The following is a 15,214-nucleotide window of genomic DNA, read 5'->3' on the forward strand; positions in this document are numbered from 1 at the left end:
TCACTCGCCCCCCGGAGCAGCGACGCTGCCCGACATCGCATCGATCATTTTGCCGTCCCGGTTGAGCATCAGCTTCCAGTGACGGGACAGATCGGGTGAAACGACGAACGTCAGGAACAGGCTGCTATCGGCACTGACCTGATCGAAATACGTGCCACCCGCGGCGGGGCGCGATCGTTCGGCCTGGGCGCGCAACTCGGCGGCGACATCGCGCTGCGGGCAATCGGCGACATCGGTGCGCACGAATTCCGGTTCCTCGAGCGGGCTTTCGAGCACATCGCCCTGGTCGAGCATCCAGCGATATTCGCCATCGCGCTGGCGCTGCCAGACAGTGGTGAAATAGCCCACTGAACCATCGGCCCGCTGCCACGCCCCGCGTGTGACCGCCAGCGTACCATCGCAGCTCGACCAGACATGGTGCGGCTGCCATGCCACCGCCTGCGCCGGGTTTGCGCGATTTTTCAGCCAGTCACGGGCGTCGACGGGCTCGGGCACGAACATGACGGACCCTTCGGCGGCATATTCGCGAAAGGCGGTCCACTGCCCGTCTTCCTGCGCCAACCGCGCGAAGGCGAGTTCGGTGGCGACAACGCGCGACGGACTGGCGGTGGGGGTGAGAACACGCGCATAGCGATCGCGCGCGCTTGGTCCCGCCGCGCAGGCCGCGACGGCCAGCGCGAGCAATGCGACCGCGAATCTCACAGCGCGCCTTCCGCTAGCTCGAGCCCTTCGTTGCGATAGGCGGCGACGATCGCATTGCGTAGCAGCACGGCAATGGTCGTCGCACCGACACCGCCCGGAACGGGCGTGATCGCACGGACGTGGCCGAGTGCCTCGTCATAGGCGACATCGCCGACGATCCTTCCCTTCTCCTCGCCCGGTTCGGGGGCGAGGCGATTGATCCCGCCATCGAGCACGATCGCTCCGGGCTTGAGCCAATCGCCCTTGATGAGAAGCGGCACGCCGACCGCCGCGACGACGATGTCCGCGCGGCGCAGCACATCGGGCAGATCGCGCGTGCGGCTATGCGCCATCGTCACGGTGCAATTCTCGGCCAGCAGCAACTGCGCCATCGGCTTTCCGAACAGGATCGAACGCCCGACCACGACCGCGTCGAGACCGCTGAGATCGCCGAGCATGTCCTTGAGAATCATCGTGCAGCCGAGCGGCGTACAGGAAACCAGAGCATCCATTCCCAGCACGAGCCGTCCGGCATTGGCCGGCGTTATGCCGTCGACATCCTTGTCCGGATCGATCTCGGCGATCACCGCCTTCTCGTCGAGATGTCCGGGTAGCGGCAACTGGACCAGGATGCCATCGACAGCGCGATCGGCATTGAGCTTGCGCACCAGCGCGACGAGTTCGTCCTGCGGCGTGTCGGCGGGAAGACGGTATTCGAAGCTTTCCATACCCGCAGCCACGGTCGCCTTGCCCTTGCTGCGCACATAGACCTGGCTCGCCGGGTCCTCGCCCACCAGCACCACCGCAAGCCCGGCCTTGCGCCCCGCCTTTTCGGCGAATGTCGCGGCGAATTCGCCCACGCGTTCGCGCAGCTTGGCGGCGAATGCCTTCCCGTCGATTACCTGCGCCGTCATCAGCCGTAGATCACATTGCCGAGAACGATGAGGATGATGTTGAGCAGGATGATCAGCACCAGAGGCGAAAAGTCGATCGAACCGGTATTGGGCATCACCCGCCGGATCGGGCCGAGCACCGGTTCGAGCAGGCGGTTGATCGACATGTAGAAGGCGCCCAGGAACTCGTTGCGCGAATTCACCACGTTGAAGGCAAACAGCAGCCCGATGATGAACTGAATGATAATCAGCATCACCAGCACGTTGGTGAGCATGGCGATGATCTGGTAAATGGTACTGAGCGCCTGCATTTCGTCGAGCGTTCCCTTGGGTTTGGCCGTCATACGCGTCCTACAAGAGCGACACGGGCCGCGCCACCCCTGTCGGGCCGGTTACCGACCCTTTGCGACCAGCGTACCGGCACCGCGCGCGGTGAAGAATTCGAGCAGCATGGCGTGCGCCACGCGCCCATCGAGCACGACCGCCGCCTCGCAGCCCGATTCCACGGCCTGCACGCAGGTTTCCAGCTTGGGGATCATCCCGCCCGAAATCGTCCCGTCCTCGCGCAAGCGCCGGATGTCGGCGGGGGTCAGGTCGGTGAGGAGATTGCCCTGCTTGTCGAGCACGCCCGATACGTCGGTCAGCAAGAGTAGTCTGGCAGCGCCCAGCGCCGCGGCCAGTGCCCCGGCCATGGTGTCGGCATTGATGTTGTAAGTGTGGCCGTCCTCGCCCACGCCGATCGGCGCGACCACCGGAATCATCCCCGCCCCGGTCACGGTTTCGATGATCGTGGTATCGACCTTCGATGGCTCGCCGACGAAGCCGAGATCGAGCGCTTTTTCGATATTGCTGTCCGGGTCCTTCTGCGTGCGCTGCAGCTTGGTCGCCGTGACCAGTCCGCCATCCTTGCCCGAAATGCCGATCGCCTTGCCACCCGCATGCGCGATCGAGCCGACGATCGCCTTGTTGATCGCGCCGGAGAGGACCATTTCGGCGATCTCGGCGGTCTGTTTGTCGGTCACTCGAAGACCGTCGATGAATTGGGTCTCGACGCCGAGTTTTTCGAGCATGGCCCCGATCTGCGGGCCGCCCCCATGTACCACCACCGGATTGATACCGACCGCCTTCAGCAACACCACATCCTCGGCGAATTCGCGCGCGGCGCGATCGTCGCCCATGGCATTGCCGCCATATTTGACGACGAAGCTTCTGCCCGCATAGCGCTGGAAATAGGGCAGCGCCTCGATAAGGGTTTCGGCCTTCGCATGGATGTCGGGTCTCTGGGTCATGGCGGGCGAGTTAGCGCCGCCATGCGCGCGAGGCAAAGGTTTCCGCCATGCCTGCCTGCCACAGGCGGATACGCCCGGCTATCGGTCGGGCTAGGGATGCGCAGCGGTCTGTGGCGGGTAGGGCACGGCCGGACCATGATCGATGCTGAGGCTTTCGAGCAGACGGAAGCGGCCTTCCTGCGGCATCCACTGCCAGGAATGGATGTAGCGCCCGCCACCGGTCATCTCCCAGCCGCCCTGCCCGCCCTCGAGCGAGGCGCGCCATTCGTGGAAGGTGTGGTGCCCTTCCTCCAGCACCCCCCAATCGCCGAGCTTCTGGATGCGGCGCGATCCCGGCACCGGCAGGCGGCGGTTGCGATACCCTTCGTTCTTGCCGCCCGGGGCGCGATCGGCGCAATTCCTGCGGGATTGCTCGATCATCTGCGCCCCGCTCGAAAGCGGCATGCCGACAAGATCGTGCAGCATGCGAAAGTCCGGATGGATCAGATCGGAAACCGCATCGGGATCGCAGCCCTCGAAAAACCCCCAGAAGAGCCGCGCGTCATTGGCGACGATCCGTTTCTCCAGTGCATCGCCGGTCGGCATGGGTTGCGGCGCGGGTACGGCGGCGGCGGCGGGAGCCTGAGCGAGGAGCAGCGCGGCGACGAGGCTGGGCAGCATGGAAAATCCCTTTCCCTTTGTGTATTGTCGATATAATACAGTGAGAGCACTCCAGGGCAACCGGCTTTCAATCTTGCGCCAAGGGGTTAGGGATAGGGGATGGTTTCCGCTCGCATTCTACCCGCCCTGGTCGCGGCGCTGACGCTTGGGGCCTGCGCCCACACATCCAAGCCGCCGACGGACATTGCGGCCTATCCGCAAGAGGCCTTCTGGCAGGCCCTGTCGAGCCATTGCGGCCGGGCTTATGACGGGCGCCTGGCAAGCAGCGATGCGCGCGATGCGAATTTCCCGCAGCGGCGGCTGGTGGCGCATTGGGCGCAATGCGACGAGGAGCGGATTGCGATTGCGTTTCACGCGATGCACTTCGGCGCGGCGGACGAGCCCGTCTGGGACCGTAGCCGGACCTGGATCGTGACTCGCCAGGGCGCGGGGGCGGACGCTCGCTTCACGTTGAAGCACGATCACCGCCACGCCGATGGCGAAGCCGATGCCGTGACCTTCTATGGAGGAGCCTCCGCCGACGCAGGGGGCGTGCGGGGCCAGGACTTTCCCGTTGACGATGAAAGCATCGCGCTGTTTTCACGCGAGGGGCTCGATGCCTCGCTGACCAATGTCTGGCGCATCGAGGTCGACCCGGCAGGCATGCCGGACGCCGCCTTCGCTTATCAACTCACCCGCCGCAACGATCCGACGCGGCTGTTCCGCGTGGAATTCGACGCGAGCGCGCCGGTGGAGCCGCCCCCGCCCGCCTGGGGTTGGTGACGGCGGCAAAACCCCGGCGCGGGGCCTCCCCGTTCCCAGGCGATACCCGAGATATGGGCCGCACCGATCGCGGGCTTGGATAAACGACCGTATCCGCCGCGCGCCCCCTTAGCGACGCATCGCAAGGAGGGGGGATAATCGGAACGGCACACGAACGCCATCATGCCTCGCGGTGACCGCAGCAGGAAAACGCCGTCCGCCCCCGCGAGCCTGATCGGGCACACCCGTTTCGCTTGCGCGGATTACTCGGTGTCGGCCTGACCGTTATCCGCAGGCGCGCCCTCTTCGGGCACATTGGTCATCGGCGTATCGGGCGTGTCGACGGGCACCGCATCGGGATCCGGCTGGGTCACGATCAGTTCGCCGCCACCTTCATCGGTCGCGTCGACCTCGTAAGCGGTCTCCTCGGGCTCGGCGCCGCAGGCGGCAAGCGCGAAGGCGGCTGCCAGCGGCAGGGTTGCGGCGACAAGACGGCTGTTCATGGCAATTCTCCTGTGGTGAGACCTATGCCGGGAGGCCCGCACGAGAGCGGCGATCCCCCGGCAAGCGATCAGGCCGCTTCGCGCGCCTTGGCGACGATGGCGGTAATTTCGTCGAGCAGGGTGAGGCGCTTCCTCTTGAGCTCTTCGGTGCGCTCGTCGCTCGCCGCCTCGGTCTCCGCCTCGATCCGGTGCACTTCGCGGTTCACCTCGTGATATTCGTCGGCGAGCCGCGCGTAATGCGCATCGTCCTGCTTGAGCCGCGTAATCAGTTCGCGATCTCGGGCGAAGATTTGAGTCAGTTCATTGGGCGTGTGCTGCGACATGCGGGTCCTTTCCGTAATGTTGGCGACAACCCTAGCAGGGGCGGCCGAACAATCATTGAGCTGGATCAAATTTGCGGCGGAGGGCGGTGGGCCGCGCACGAGTGGGCCTATCCACCGGCAATAGTCAGAGTGGCTACACACGACCTGCACGGTAGCAGCCTGCGCCTCGGGTTCAGCGCCCGAAGATTATCGCGGCTGCTTCTGCCGCGAGGGACGGGGCAGTGGAAGGTCAACAAACAGAACAGCTTAGAAATCAATGCGACTAAATCTGCGACAGGTCTTTAGACTAAGCCTCCCACGAAGGATCATTAACCGCTCGCCTCCGCAGGCAATCCGGGAGCCTCTAAGTGCGAGATATAACGCCCAGCTTGCGGACCCCAATCATAGTACATTCCGCACATCATCGTATTGACGCTGCTGGCTTCTGCCTCGCTCATCATGAGGTCCAGTGAGATAAGCCTGACTGGCTTGGTGTCACCTAGAATATTTGCAAAAACCTCAAGTTTGTAATTCCCGCCCTTCCAGCGGAATTCGGAATGATCAGCGGGCAGCAAAAAATGATGATTAACGACCACCCCGGTATCACCGACAAAAAGGCCACCCCCTCTCACAAGCTGATCGTCGCCGTGGACCCAGATATTGAAATTCTGTCGGGACTCGTCTCGTGTCAGTGTTGCGTAAAGGGTTTCGATCACTCGACCGCGCTTCGCCTCTGCTAGCAACAACGCTCGCAAGAATACCTTTGGCCGACCATTTGGGCCGGAAGACGGAGAGCCATCGGAGCCAAGGAAAACCTGCGTGGGCCGTGTCATCCGGACTGACCCTTTACGAAAGTAGGTCAACCAGAGCGTCGCCACGGAAACCGCAAGCGCCAAGCCTGAGATTGTCAGCGCAAGCAACTGGTCCCCGTTCATTGTCGCTTCAAATCACTCCGCCGCCACGCTCCCACTTTCCTCGCCGAACAGGCCCGGGCCGTCATCCTCGGCTTCTTCCTCGTTCGCGGCCTTGGCCTTGTTGCGCTTGTCGAAGCTCGACCAGACGGTGTTCCAGTCGCCGCGGGTGGCGCCCTTCGAATATTCGGTCGCGCGGGTTTCGAAGAAGTTGGCGTGCTCCACGCCGTTAAGCAGCGGGGCGAGCCAGGGCAGCGGGTGGTCGTCGACCATGTAGATCGGCTGCAGGCCAAGCTGACTGAGGCGCCAGTCGGCGATGTAGCGGATATACTTCTTGATTTCCTTCGCGGTCATGCCCGGCACCGGGCCATCCTCGAAGGCGAGGTCGATGAAGGCATCTTCCAGCCGCACCGTCTTCTGGCACATATCCATGATGTCTTCCTTGACCGCCTTGGTCAGGCAGTCGCGCTCGCGAGCGAATTCATGGAACAGGCGGGTAATGCCTTCGCAATGCAGGCTTTCGTCGCGGACCGACCAGCTAACGATCTGGCCCATGCCCTTCATCTTGTTGAAGCGCGGGAAATTCATCAGCATGGCGAAGCTGGCGAACAGTTGCAGACCTTCGGTGAAGCCGCCGAACATGGCCAGTGTGCGGGCGATATCCTCGTCCGTGTCGACCCCGAATTCCTGCAAATAGTCGTGCTTGTCCTTCATTTCCTCATATTCGAGGAACATGCCATATTCGCTTTCGGGCATGCCGATCGTGTCGAGCAGATGGCTGTAGGCGGCGATGTGCACCGTCTCCATATTGCTGAACGCGGTCAGCATCATCTTGATCTCGGTCGGCTTGAACACGCGGCCATATTTGTCGTGGTAGCAATCCTGCACCTCGACATCGGCCTGGGTGAAGAAGCGGAAGATCTGGGTGAGCAGATTGCGCTCGTGATCGGTGAGCTTCTGCGCCCAGTCGCGGCAGTCCTCGCCCAGCGGCACTTCTTCCGGCAGCCAGTGCACCTGCTGCTGCCGCTTCCAGAAATCGTAGGCCCAGGGGTACTCGAAGGGCTTGTAGGTCTTGCGGGCTTCGAGCAACGACATGTTGTGGATCTCCGGTTTTTCGCGTGAACGACTCATATAGTGAATCAGAGCTTGGATTCGAAGGCAAGCGGCAATGATTCGGCGGGGATAAGATGGAAAAAGGCCCGCCCTGCGCCTCGCCGCTTCACCTGTGCGACGAACTGCGGAACACGCTCGAGGCAAAATCCGTTGGTAGGATATTCGATATGCAACACGGGGAACAGCGGCATCGTCCGGTTTCCCCTTTTGCGGGCGATGTCCGTAAACCCCGGCGCCCCGCTCCTCGACATCGAGGGCGGGGCGCCATCGGTTCCGCAGCCCGGGCCTTCCACGAAGCATGGACCGACTTTCCCGATCCTCCGCCGACAAGGCGTAAGCCACGCAAAATAAAGGCACTCCACGCGGTCGAGAAGGTTCGCAGCGAGGCGCACCTGCAACCTGCGACCGGAGAAGATCCGCCTATTGGGAAAGTCGGCACCGGCCCGGCTGTCTGGAAGACGGTGCGCGCATTCCACGAGCCTCGGCACCAAAGCTGTGACAGAAAACGCATATGCGCATCCATCGCTTGCGGTCCCGCCGCGGATCGCACACAGCCCGCCCCGGGGAAGCCCGAAGCCGGCTTGGTATATAAGGCGTGGGATAATGTGCAAGTCGTTGCAAGATTGCGGTATTCCGGTACAGTCGCGAGTGCAAATGGACCGGGCGCAAGACTTCGACCTCGCCGCTGCGGCGCATGCCGCCCTGGCCGGCAAAAAGCCCCCGCGCGGGTGGGACCACAGACTGCATGCCGCGATCGCGGAATCGCTCGGCGATCTGCACTATCGCGAAGGGCGGTTCCTCATGGCGCTCGGCACGGTGGTGGCCGTTTTATCGCTGGCGGTGGACGCGCTGATCGCGTCCGATCATTTCACGAAAATCGCCGCGGTCAGGTTGGGGGCGGTACTGCCCTTCACCCTATCCGCGCTGCTGCTTCCCCGACGGCTGCTCGCCCTGCAAAAGCTGTTGATGGGCCTGTCGCTCATCGGCTTCGGGGTGAGTATGGCCTATGCAAGCGCCTTCGTTCCCTCGCCTGACAATGCCCTCCTGGCTCTCGGGGTCGTGACATTGTTCGGGCTTGCCCTGCCGGTGCTACCGTTTCGCCGGTGGCAGATGATCGGTTTCGCCTTGCTGTATGGGCTGGCGGTGGGAGGGTTCCTGCTCCTCCATGGGGCCATTGTCGATTACGCCAAGACATTCATCCCGATCATGATGCTCACCATGGGCGCGGCCACCGTTCTGGCCCACCGCATCCACTGGATCGAACGGCGGAACCTGTTGCTGACACTCCAGGCGGACGAACGCGCCAAGGCTCTGGAGGAAAGCAACGCGCGACTGACCGAGCTGTCGATGAACGACCCGCTCACCGGGCTCGCGAACCGTCGCCGGGCGGAAGACACTTTCGCCGAGCATTATGCGACTCCGGTGACGGTGGGGCAGGCCGGTACCGCGCTGTTCATGGTCGATCTGGACCATTTCAAGGCGTTCAACGATCACTGGGGCCATCAGGCGGGTGACGCCTGCCTGCGCGCGGTGGCCGAAGTGATGCGGCATTCGGCCAGCCGTCATGGCGGGCTTGCCGCGCGCTTCGGCGGCGAAGAGTTCGTGGTCTTCCTGCGCGCCGACGATGCCACCCAGGCCCATGCGATCGCCGAGGAATTGCGCGTTGCGATAGAGCGGATAGAGATCGATCACCCTGCCAGCGCCACCACCGTAAGCTGCACCACCAGTATCGGTATCGCGCTGCACAAAGGCCCCAATGTGCCGGAACTCGCCGATATGCTGGCAAGAGCCGATGCCGCGCTCTATCGCGCCAAGGCCGAAGGGCGGAACCGCAGCTTGATGGCCGCCTGAAACCTCTTCTGCGCGCGGCACGGCTTGCGACGGAGCCCGGACCCGTGGCCATCGGTCGATGGCCGAATGTCCTTCAATCGGTGCCATTCCGGTAAGCCAGAGGACGATCGAGCGCGCGATAACGCAAGCTCGAGGCCGCCGATCCTGACGGTCGGCGGCCTCGGGGCGTCTTATGCGGGCTTTCGTTCGCTTACTGGCAGGCGAGGCATTCCTCGTAATCGGTCTGCTCACCGCCGGCGGCCAGTTCGTATTTGGCCGCATCCGCGGTATTGTCGGCTTCCACACCGCCTGCAAAACCGGCGCGCTGCACGCTCTTCGAGCGCAAGTAATAGAGCGATTTGATGCCCTTCTCCCACGCCTGGAAGTGCAGCATCATCAGGTCCCATTTGTCGACATCGGCCGGAATGAACAGGTTCAGCGATTGCGCCTGATCGATAAAGGGCGCGCGGTCGGCCGCGAATTCGAGCAGCCAGCGCTGGTCGATCTCGAAGCTGGTCTTGAAGGCGGCCTTTTCTTCCGCCGTCAGGAAATCGAGATGCTGGACGCTGCCGCCCTGCTCGAGGATCGAGTTCCAGACATTGGTCGAATTCTTGCTCTTCTTGTCGAGGATCTTCTCGAGATAGGGGTTCTTGACGATGAACGAGCCCGACAGCGTCTTGTGCGTGTAGATATTGGCCGGGATCGGTTCGATGCAGGCGCTGGTGCCGCCGCAGATGATGCTGATCGACGCGGTCGGCGCGATCGCCATCTTGCAACTGAAGCGCTCCATCGCGCCGGTTTCGGCGGCATCGGGGCATGGGCCGCGTTCCTGAGCGAGCACCAGCGAAGCCTCTTCGGCCTTGGCGCTGACATGTTTGAACATCTTGAGGTTCCACACCTTGGCCATCGGGCTTTCGAAGCCGATGCCCTTGGACTGGAGGAAGGAGTGGAAGCCCATCACGCCCATGCCGACGCTGCGTTCGCGCATGGCCGAATATTTCGCCCGGGCCATTTCGTCGGGTGCGCGATCGATATAGTCCTGCAGCACATTGTCGAGGAAGCGCATGACATCCTCGATGAAGGTCTTGTCCTCGTTCCATTCGTCCCATTTCTCGAGATTGAGCGAGGACAGGCAGCAGACCGCCGTGCGATCGTTGCCGAGATGGTCGATCCCGGTCGGCAGCGTGATTTCGGCGCACAGGTTCGAGGTCGAAACCTTGAGCCCAAGCTCGCGGTGATGCTTGGGCATCATCCGGTTCACCGTGTCCGAGAACACGATATAGGGCTCGCCGGTCGCAAGGCGGGTTTCGACCAGCTTCTGAAACAGCGAACGCGCGTCGACCGTCTTGCGGACCGAACCGTCCTTGGGGCTTAGAAGATCGAATTCCTCGCCGTTGCGAACCGCCTCCATGAAGGCGTCGGTGACCAGCACGCCGTGATGCAAGTTCAGCGCCTTGCGGTTGAAGTCGCCGCTCGGCTTGCGGATTTCGAGGAACTCCTCGATCTCGGGGTGCGAGACGTCGATGTAGCAGGCAGCCGAACCGCGGCGCAGCGAACCCTGGCTAATTGCCAGTGTAAGGCTGTCCATCACGCGGACGAAAGGAATGATGCCGCTGGTCTTGCCGTTGAGGCCCACGGGTTCGCCGATGCCGCGGACATTGCCCCAATAGGTGCCAATGCCGCCACCCTTCGAAGCCAGCCAGACATTCTCGTTCCAGGTATTGACGATCCCGTCGAGGCTGTCGGCCACGCTGTTGAGATAGCACGAAATCGGCAGGCCGCGCGTGGTGCCGCCATTCGACAGAACCGGCGTCGCCGGCATGAACCACAGCCTGGAAATATAATCGTAGAGGCGCTGCGCATGGTCCGCATCGTCGGCAAAATAATCAGCGACACGCGCGAACAGGTCCTGATATTTCTCACCCGGCAGCAGGTAGCGATCGGTTAGCGTTTCCTTGCCGAATTCGGTCAGCAGGGCGTCTCGGCTCTCGTCGATCTGCACGTCGAAACGCCGGTCGAGCACTTTCTTGCTGTCTTCCTTGGCTGCTGCTGCAGCCGCACTCGCCACAGCACCGGCCAGCGCCTCGCCCGCCGCTTCCTGGACGAGTTCTTCGCTGCCTTTGTCAATCTTGTCCATCGCAACCGCTTTCTTGCCGGTAGTGGGCTCCTCGACGGTGTCCTGCCTATCCAGATCCAGTGCCATCGCCGTATCGTCCCCGCTCTTAAAATCCATCGTCTGCCCCGCTGTCCGTATCATTCGCGTGCCTGATTCCAGGCCCCGCATGTTCCGCTTGTGTTCGATTCGCCGGGGCATCGCCCTCGCCTACCAATTCCTTGCGGCTCCGGGGCAAAAACTTGTCCCTTTTTTCCCACAGGCCCGCTTGGTCGCGCCAATCTTCCAATATGGGAAGTCCGCCGCAAATCGCTAGGTCTTGTGGGTACCCCCAGCCGCTCTACCACTAGATACTGAATCAGCCGGGACTCCAGCGCAAGGGGGTTGGCGGCGATTTACCGCGGACACGCAGGGTCGGAGCATGGTGACTTATCTTGTTGCAACGCCGCGACGCGTGGACGAAGCTGGACTCGCGGCGAGCGCAAGGGCGAAAATGAATCCGGGAAAAAAATTTTGCGGGCAAAAATGATCGTGCCGGGTTGAGATTCGTTCGAATCCGGACGCGCAATTTTGGAATCCGGAAGCGGGTGTAGGCTGCCGCGCTCGGTCGCGGCTCGAAGACGAACCCACCTAGCCCGCATTCGCCTTTGCATGGTCGGCGATTGCATCGGCAAGCTCGTCGACCAGTTCGAGCGGGAGATCATGCCCCCATCCCGGGATCGTCTTCAGCTTCGCTCCGCGAATCGAGGCAGCGGTATCGCGGCCGCCTTCGCAAGGGACCAGTGGATCGTCCTCGCCATGCAGAACCAAAGTCGGCACGGAAATGGTTTCGAGCATGTCGCGCCGGTCGCCATCGGCGACGATGGCCGACAAATGCCGAGTCGGCCCTTCGGGATAGAAACTGCGCCGCACGCTCGCCCTGGTCCGTTCGCGCAGGCGTTCATCCGCGGTTGGATAGCCGGGCGAACCGATGGTGCGGGCGAGCATGATGCCATGTTCGACCAGCGCCTCTTCCTCGGTGGTTTTGGGCCGTGTGACCAGGGCCTTCAGCGCTTCGGGTTTCGCGGGCGGCAGCTTGGGATTGCCGGTGGACGAAAAAATCGAGGTGAGCGAGAGGCATTTGTCCGCGTGGCGCGAGGCGAAATGCTGCGCGATCATTCCCCCCATGCTCGCCCCGACGATATGGGCCTTGGCGATTCCCAGCGCGTCGAGCAGGCCCGCCCCGTCATCGGCCATATCGGCTAGCGTATAAGGCACTTTGGGCGTGAGGCCGATCTTGGACAGCAGAGTCATCTTGACGAGGCCGGGCGCCTTCACACCGTCGAACTTGTGACTGAGTCCGATATCGCGATTGTCGTAGCGAATGACACGAAAGCCGTGGTTGGCAAGCGCCTCCACCAGCTCGTCGGGCCATAATGTCAATTGCGCGCCGAAGCCCATGATTAGCAATATCGGCGGATTGGCCTCGTCGCCATGGGCCTCGTAATGAATCTCGATTCCGTTCGCTGTCACCTTGGGCAAACCGCATCTCCCTCTACCCGTTTCCCGCAAACTCACCGGAATTGCCGAGGATTGTCCATCGCGGAATCGGGAGAAGGGTAAAACTATGGTAACCGCCGGGTAAAAGCGCGCGCGAATATGTCGTTCGGATACAAGCGCGCCTGGCGTTCGCGGTCCATCTTCATTGCGGTCGCAAACCGACAGCAACGGGACACGCCATGGTCGATCGTAGACGCGAAGGGCGCACGCTCACACAGGAATTCGTGCGCATCACCATCGCCGGTATCGGCCTGCGCTGCGCCATGCGCAATCTATCGCCGTCCGGCTGCATGGTCGAATGCCCCGATCTCACACCCAGGATCGGGGCGCCGGTCGAACTGGCGCTTCTGCCGGAATACATCGCTCAGGGCCAAGTCGCTTGGCAATTGGGCGAAAGCATCGGCATCTTTTTTCTCGAACCGATCGACGCCCATGTCGTCCGCCATTACGCATCCGATCAATGGTTGCCGCGCGGCGACTGGTCTTTCGGCGGATGGGCCTTGCCGAGAAGTTAGGTTCCACGCGGGAAATCCGTCTTTCCCGGCCGGATTTGACGCATTTTTACAATACGAAGCCTCGTGACCGGAGGACCCTGATAACCGGGCATAATGCTCGGGTCGCTGGGGTCATCAACAAATGGAACGGCGTAGGCACAAACGCTTCAATACGAATAAGGAAATTCTGGTCTCGGTGAACGATGCCGTGATGCGGGGCCGGATGCTGAACCTTTCGGATGACGGCTGCATGATCGCTTGCGACAGCAAGAGCGCATCGAGGGGCCGGAAAGTGACGGTCACGCTGATCGACAGGGTTTGTGTCGAAGGCGAGATCATATGGGCCAATAATCGCAGGATCGGCGTTACATTCTATCGCAAGCTCGATGCGGTGACCGTTCGCTATTTTCAAATCGACAATATCGCACTCGGCGACAGCCAGCCCCTTGCAGACCAATTCGGGCGCGATATGCCTCCGATGCGGCCCGACCGAGATTTCGATTAAGCCTAACCGTGTCGAACGCTAACCGCCCTCAGGGGACGAGCACGGTATCGCGCGCGACAGGGTCGGTCTGCGGATAATCCATGATGAAATGCAGCCCCCGGCTTTCGTGCCGCTTCAGCGCGCTCCTCACGATCAGGGCAGCGCATTCGAGCAGATTGCGTAGCTCGATCAGATCGGTGGTGACCCGGAAGCTGCCGTAATAGTCTTCCACTTCCTGCCGAAGCATCTCGATCCGATTGCCCGCGCGTTCGAGCCGCTTGGTCGTGCGCACGATGCCGACATAATTCCACATGAACCGCCGGATCTCGGTCCAGTTCTGCTTGATGACCACCTCTTCGTCGGAATCGGTGACCCTGCTCTCGTCCCATGGCAGGATTGCGGGTGGATCGTCGAGCTGGTCCCAGCATTCGAGAATGTCCTTGGCCGCCGCTTCGCCGAAAACGAAGCATTCGAGCAGGCTGTTCGACGCCAGCCTGTTGGCCCCGTGCAGGCCGCTTTCGGTGCATTCGCCTGCCGCCCACAGACCGGGTAAATCGGTCTTCGCGTCGAGCCCGATCTTCACCCCGCCGCATGTGTAGTGCTGTGCGGGGACGACTGGGATGGGATCTTTGGTCATGTCGATCCCGAGCCCGAGAAGTTTCTCGTGAATTGTCGGGAAATGCTCGACCACGAATTCGGGCGATCGATGGCTGATGTCGAGATGGACATAGTCCAGCCCGTATCGCTTGATCTGATCGTCATTCGCACGCGCGACGATATCGCGCGGCGCCAGCTCCATGCGCTCGGGATCGTATTGCTCCATGTAGCGCTCGCCGGTGACGGGATTGAACAGCCGCCCGCCTTCGCCGCGCACCGCCTCGGTAATGAGGAAGTTCTTGACCTCGAGATTGTAGAGGCAAGTCGGGTGGAACTGCATCATCTCCATGTTCGACACCCGCGCCCCGGCACGCCAGGCCATGGCGATCCCGTCGCCCGTCGCGCCGCGGGGAGAGGTGCTGAACAGATAGACGCGCCCCGCGCCGCCCGCCGCGAGCACTGTGGCGCGCGCCAGGTGGGTCACAACCTTGCCGCTTTCCTCGTCCAGCGCATAGGCGCCCCACACCCGTCCCGAACCCGAATAGTCGGCCTGGTTGCGGCCCGTCACGAGATCGATGCAGCTCTGGCCCGGCAACAGGGTAATGTTCGGATTCTCCTCCGCCGCCTTGAGCAGCGCGGCCTGCACCGCCCAGCCGGTCGCGTCGTTCACATGGACGATCCGGCGGTGCGAATGACCGCCCTCGCGCGTGAGGTGGAGGTCGCCCCCTTCATCCATGGCCTCGCGATTGAAAGGCACGCCAAGTTCACACAACCGGTCGATCGAGGCCGGCGCGCGTTCGATCACGAACTCGACCGTCTCGATATCGTTGAGACCGGCACCGGCGACCATTGTGTCGCGAACGTGATTCTCGAACGTATCGCCCGCATCGAGCACGGCGGCGATCCCGCCCTGCGCCCAGGCAGTCGAGCCGCTGTCGAGCCGCCCCTTCGCCAGTACCAACACTTTTTTGGTTTCTGCCAGCGCCAGCGCCGCGGTTAGTCCGGCAGCGCCCGATCCGATGACGAGGACGTCGTGAGATGTGTCTGTCATGCGCGCGTCATGC

16 protein-coding genes are annotated in these 15,214 nt (G+C 62.4%); 4 read left to right on the forward strand and 12 right to left on the reverse strand.

Annotated elements, in window-relative coordinates; genetic code table 11:
- From L5849_RS08650 to L5849_RS08670, 5 genes are all read right to left on the reverse strand, one after another.
- Positions 1-702: a hypothetical protein gene (locus L5849_RS08650; protein ID WP_236925262.1), complete on the reverse strand. Its 702-nt coding sequence runs from the start codon at positions 700-702 to the stop codon at positions 1-3.
- Positions 699-1,595: a bifunctional methylenetetrahydrofolate dehydrogenase/methenyltetrahydrofolate cyclohydrolase FolD gene (gene folD, locus L5849_RS08655; protein WP_115415319.1), complete on the reverse strand. Its 897-nt coding sequence runs from the start codon at positions 1,593-1,595 to the stop codon at positions 699-701. Before folD ends, L5849_RS08650 begins: the two co-directional genes overlap by 4 nt.
- A complete protein-coding gene (locus L5849_RS08660; protein ID WP_234041501.1) occupies positions 1,595-1,918 on the reverse strand; it encodes a YggT family protein in 324 nt (107 codons plus the stop codon). The genes folD and L5849_RS08660 overlap by 1 nt, the downstream gene beginning before the upstream one ends.
- A 48-nt stretch (positions 1,919-1,966) precedes the next feature.
- Positions 1,967-2,863 (reverse strand): acetylglutamate kinase, encoded by an 897-nt coding sequence (argB, locus tag L5849_RS08665; protein WP_236925263.1) that lies wholly within the window; start codon positions 2,861-2,863, stop codon positions 1,967-1,969.
- A 90-nt stretch (positions 2,864-2,953) separates the two neighbouring features.
- The gene (locus L5849_RS08670) at positions 2,954-3,523 is read right to left on the reverse strand and encodes a DUF4440 domain-containing protein (protein ID WP_236925264.1); all 570 of its coding nucleotides are present in this window, start codon (positions 3,521-3,523) and stop codon (positions 2,954-2,956) included.
- A gap of 99 nt (positions 3,524-3,622) precedes the next feature.
- Here L5849_RS08670 and L5849_RS08675 point away from each other — a divergent pair, with 99 nt between their 5' ends.
- Positions 3,623-4,285: a hypothetical protein gene (locus L5849_RS08675; protein WP_236925265.1), complete on the forward strand. Its 663-nt coding sequence runs from the start codon at positions 3,623-3,625 to the stop codon at positions 4,283-4,285.
- A 242-nt stretch (positions 4,286-4,527) separates the two neighbouring features.
- Here L5849_RS08675 and L5849_RS08680 read toward each other — a convergent pair whose 3' ends face one another.
- The 4 genes from L5849_RS08680 to L5849_RS08695 all read right to left on the reverse strand — a co-directional run bounded on the left by L5849_RS08680 (position 4,528) and on the right by L5849_RS08695 (position 7,075).
- Positions 4,528-4,767, reverse strand: coding sequence for a hypothetical protein (locus L5849_RS08680; RefSeq protein WP_236925266.1), 240 nt, complete (start codon positions 4,765-4,767; stop codon positions 4,528-4,530).
- A gap of 68 nt (positions 4,768-4,835) precedes the next feature.
- A complete protein-coding gene (locus L5849_RS08685) occupies positions 4,836-5,090 on the reverse strand; it encodes a YdcH family protein (protein WP_115415324.1) in 255 nt (84 codons plus the stop codon).
- Between the two features lie 308 nt (positions 5,091-5,398).
- A complete protein-coding gene (locus tag L5849_RS08690) occupies positions 5,399-6,004 on the reverse strand; it encodes a hypothetical protein (RefSeq protein ID WP_236925267.1) in 606 nt (201 codons plus the stop codon).
- 12 nt (positions 6,005-6,016) lie between these two features.
- Complete coding sequence (locus L5849_RS08695; protein WP_236925268.1) at positions 6,017-7,075, reverse strand: ribonucleotide-diphosphate reductase subunit beta; 1,059 nt, start codon at positions 7,073-7,075, stop codon at positions 6,017-6,019.
- 672 nt (positions 7,076-7,747) lie between these two features.
- Here L5849_RS08695 and L5849_RS08700 point away from each other — a divergent pair.
- Positions 7,748-8,944, forward strand: a complete 1,197-nt coding sequence (locus tag L5849_RS08700; protein WP_236925269.1) for a GGDEF domain-containing protein — start codon at positions 7,748-7,750, stop codon at positions 8,942-8,944.
- A gap of 190 nt (positions 8,945-9,134) precedes the next feature.
- Here L5849_RS08700 and L5849_RS08705 read toward each other — a convergent pair whose 3' ends face one another.
- Together L5849_RS08705 and L5849_RS08710 are read right to left on the reverse strand one after the other, a co-directional pair.
- A complete protein-coding gene (locus L5849_RS08705; RefSeq protein WP_115415328.1) occupies positions 9,135-11,156 on the reverse strand; it encodes a ribonucleoside-diphosphate reductase subunit alpha in 2,022 nt (673 codons plus the stop codon).
- A 510-nt stretch (positions 11,157-11,666) separates the two neighbouring features.
- Positions 11,667-12,548, reverse strand: coding sequence for an alpha/beta fold hydrolase (locus L5849_RS08710; RefSeq protein ID WP_368735732.1), 882 nt, complete (start codon positions 12,546-12,548; stop codon positions 11,667-11,669).
- Between the two features lie 206 nt (positions 12,549-12,754).
- Here L5849_RS08710 and L5849_RS08715 point away from each other — a divergent pair, with 206 nt between their 5' ends.
- Positions 12,755-13,090 carry a PilZ domain-containing protein gene (locus tag L5849_RS08715; RefSeq protein ID WP_236925271.1) on the forward strand — a complete coding sequence of 112 codons (336 nt, stop codon included), beginning with the start codon at positions 12,755-12,757 and terminating at the stop codon, positions 13,088-13,090.
- A gap of 121 nt (positions 13,091-13,211) precedes the next feature.
- Positions 13,212-13,574: a PilZ domain-containing protein gene (locus L5849_RS08720; protein WP_236925272.1), complete on the forward strand. Its 363-nt coding sequence runs from the start codon at positions 13,212-13,214 to the stop codon at positions 13,572-13,574.
- A gap of 28 nt (positions 13,575-13,602) precedes the next feature.
- On the opposite strand, the gene nadB is transcribed toward L5849_RS08720, so the two are convergent.
- Positions 13,603-15,201: an L-aspartate oxidase gene (gene nadB / locus L5849_RS08725; protein ID WP_236925273.1), complete on the reverse strand. Its 1,599-nt coding sequence runs from the start codon at positions 15,199-15,201 to the stop codon at positions 13,603-13,605.
- Positions 15,202-15,214: the final 13 nt, after the last annotated feature.

Source organism: Erythrobacter sp. SN021 (assembly GCF_021864455.1).

Coding starts and splice junctions, on each gene's coding strand:
- nadB (WP_236925273.1), bottom strand. CDS start 15,201: ATGACAGACACATCTCACGACGTCCTCGTCATCGGATCGGGCGCTGCC.
- L5849_RS08660 (WP_234041501.1), bottom strand. CDS start 1,918: ATGACGGCCAAACCCAAGGGAACGCTCGACGAAATGCAGGCGCTCAGT.
- L5849_RS08695 (WP_236925268.1), bottom strand. CDS start 7,075: ATGTCGTTGCTCGAAGCCCGCAAGACCTACAAGCCCTTCGAGTACCCC.
- L5849_RS08675 (WP_236925265.1), top strand. CDS start 3,623: ATGGTTTCCGCTCGCATTCTACCCGCCCTGGTCGCGGCGCTGACGCTT.
- L5849_RS08700 (WP_236925269.1), top strand. CDS start 7,748: ATGGACCGGGCGCAAGACTTCGACCTCGCCGCTGCGGCGCATGCCGCC.
- argB (WP_236925263.1), bottom strand. CDS start 2,863: ATGACCCAGAGACCCGACATCCATGCGAAGGCCGAAACCCTTATCGAG.
- L5849_RS08685 (WP_115415324.1), bottom strand. CDS start 5,090: ATGTCGCAGCACACGCCCAATGAACTGACTCAAATCTTCGCCCGAGAT.
- L5849_RS08670 (WP_236925264.1), bottom strand. CDS start 3,523: ATGCTGCCCAGCCTCGTCGCCGCGCTGCTCCTCGCTCAGGCTCCCGCC.
- L5849_RS08720 (WP_236925272.1), top strand. CDS start 13,212: ATGGAACGGCGTAGGCACAAACGCTTCAATACGAATAAGGAAATTCTG.
- L5849_RS08715 (WP_236925271.1), top strand. CDS start 12,755: ATGGTCGATCGTAGACGCGAAGGGCGCACGCTCACACAGGAATTCGTG.
- L5849_RS08680 (WP_236925266.1), bottom strand. CDS start 4,767: ATGAACAGCCGTCTTGTCGCCGCAACCCTGCCGCTGGCAGCCGCCTTC.
- L5849_RS08705 (WP_115415328.1), bottom strand. CDS start 11,156: ATGGATTTTAAGAGCGGGGACGATACGGCGATGGCACTGGATCTGGAT.
- L5849_RS08690 (WP_236925267.1), bottom strand. CDS start 6,004: ATGAACGGGGACCAGTTGCTTGCGCTGACAATCTCAGGCTTGGCGCTT.
- folD (WP_115415319.1), bottom strand. CDS start 1,595: ATGACGGCGCAGGTAATCGACGGGAAGGCATTCGCCGCCAAGCTGCGC.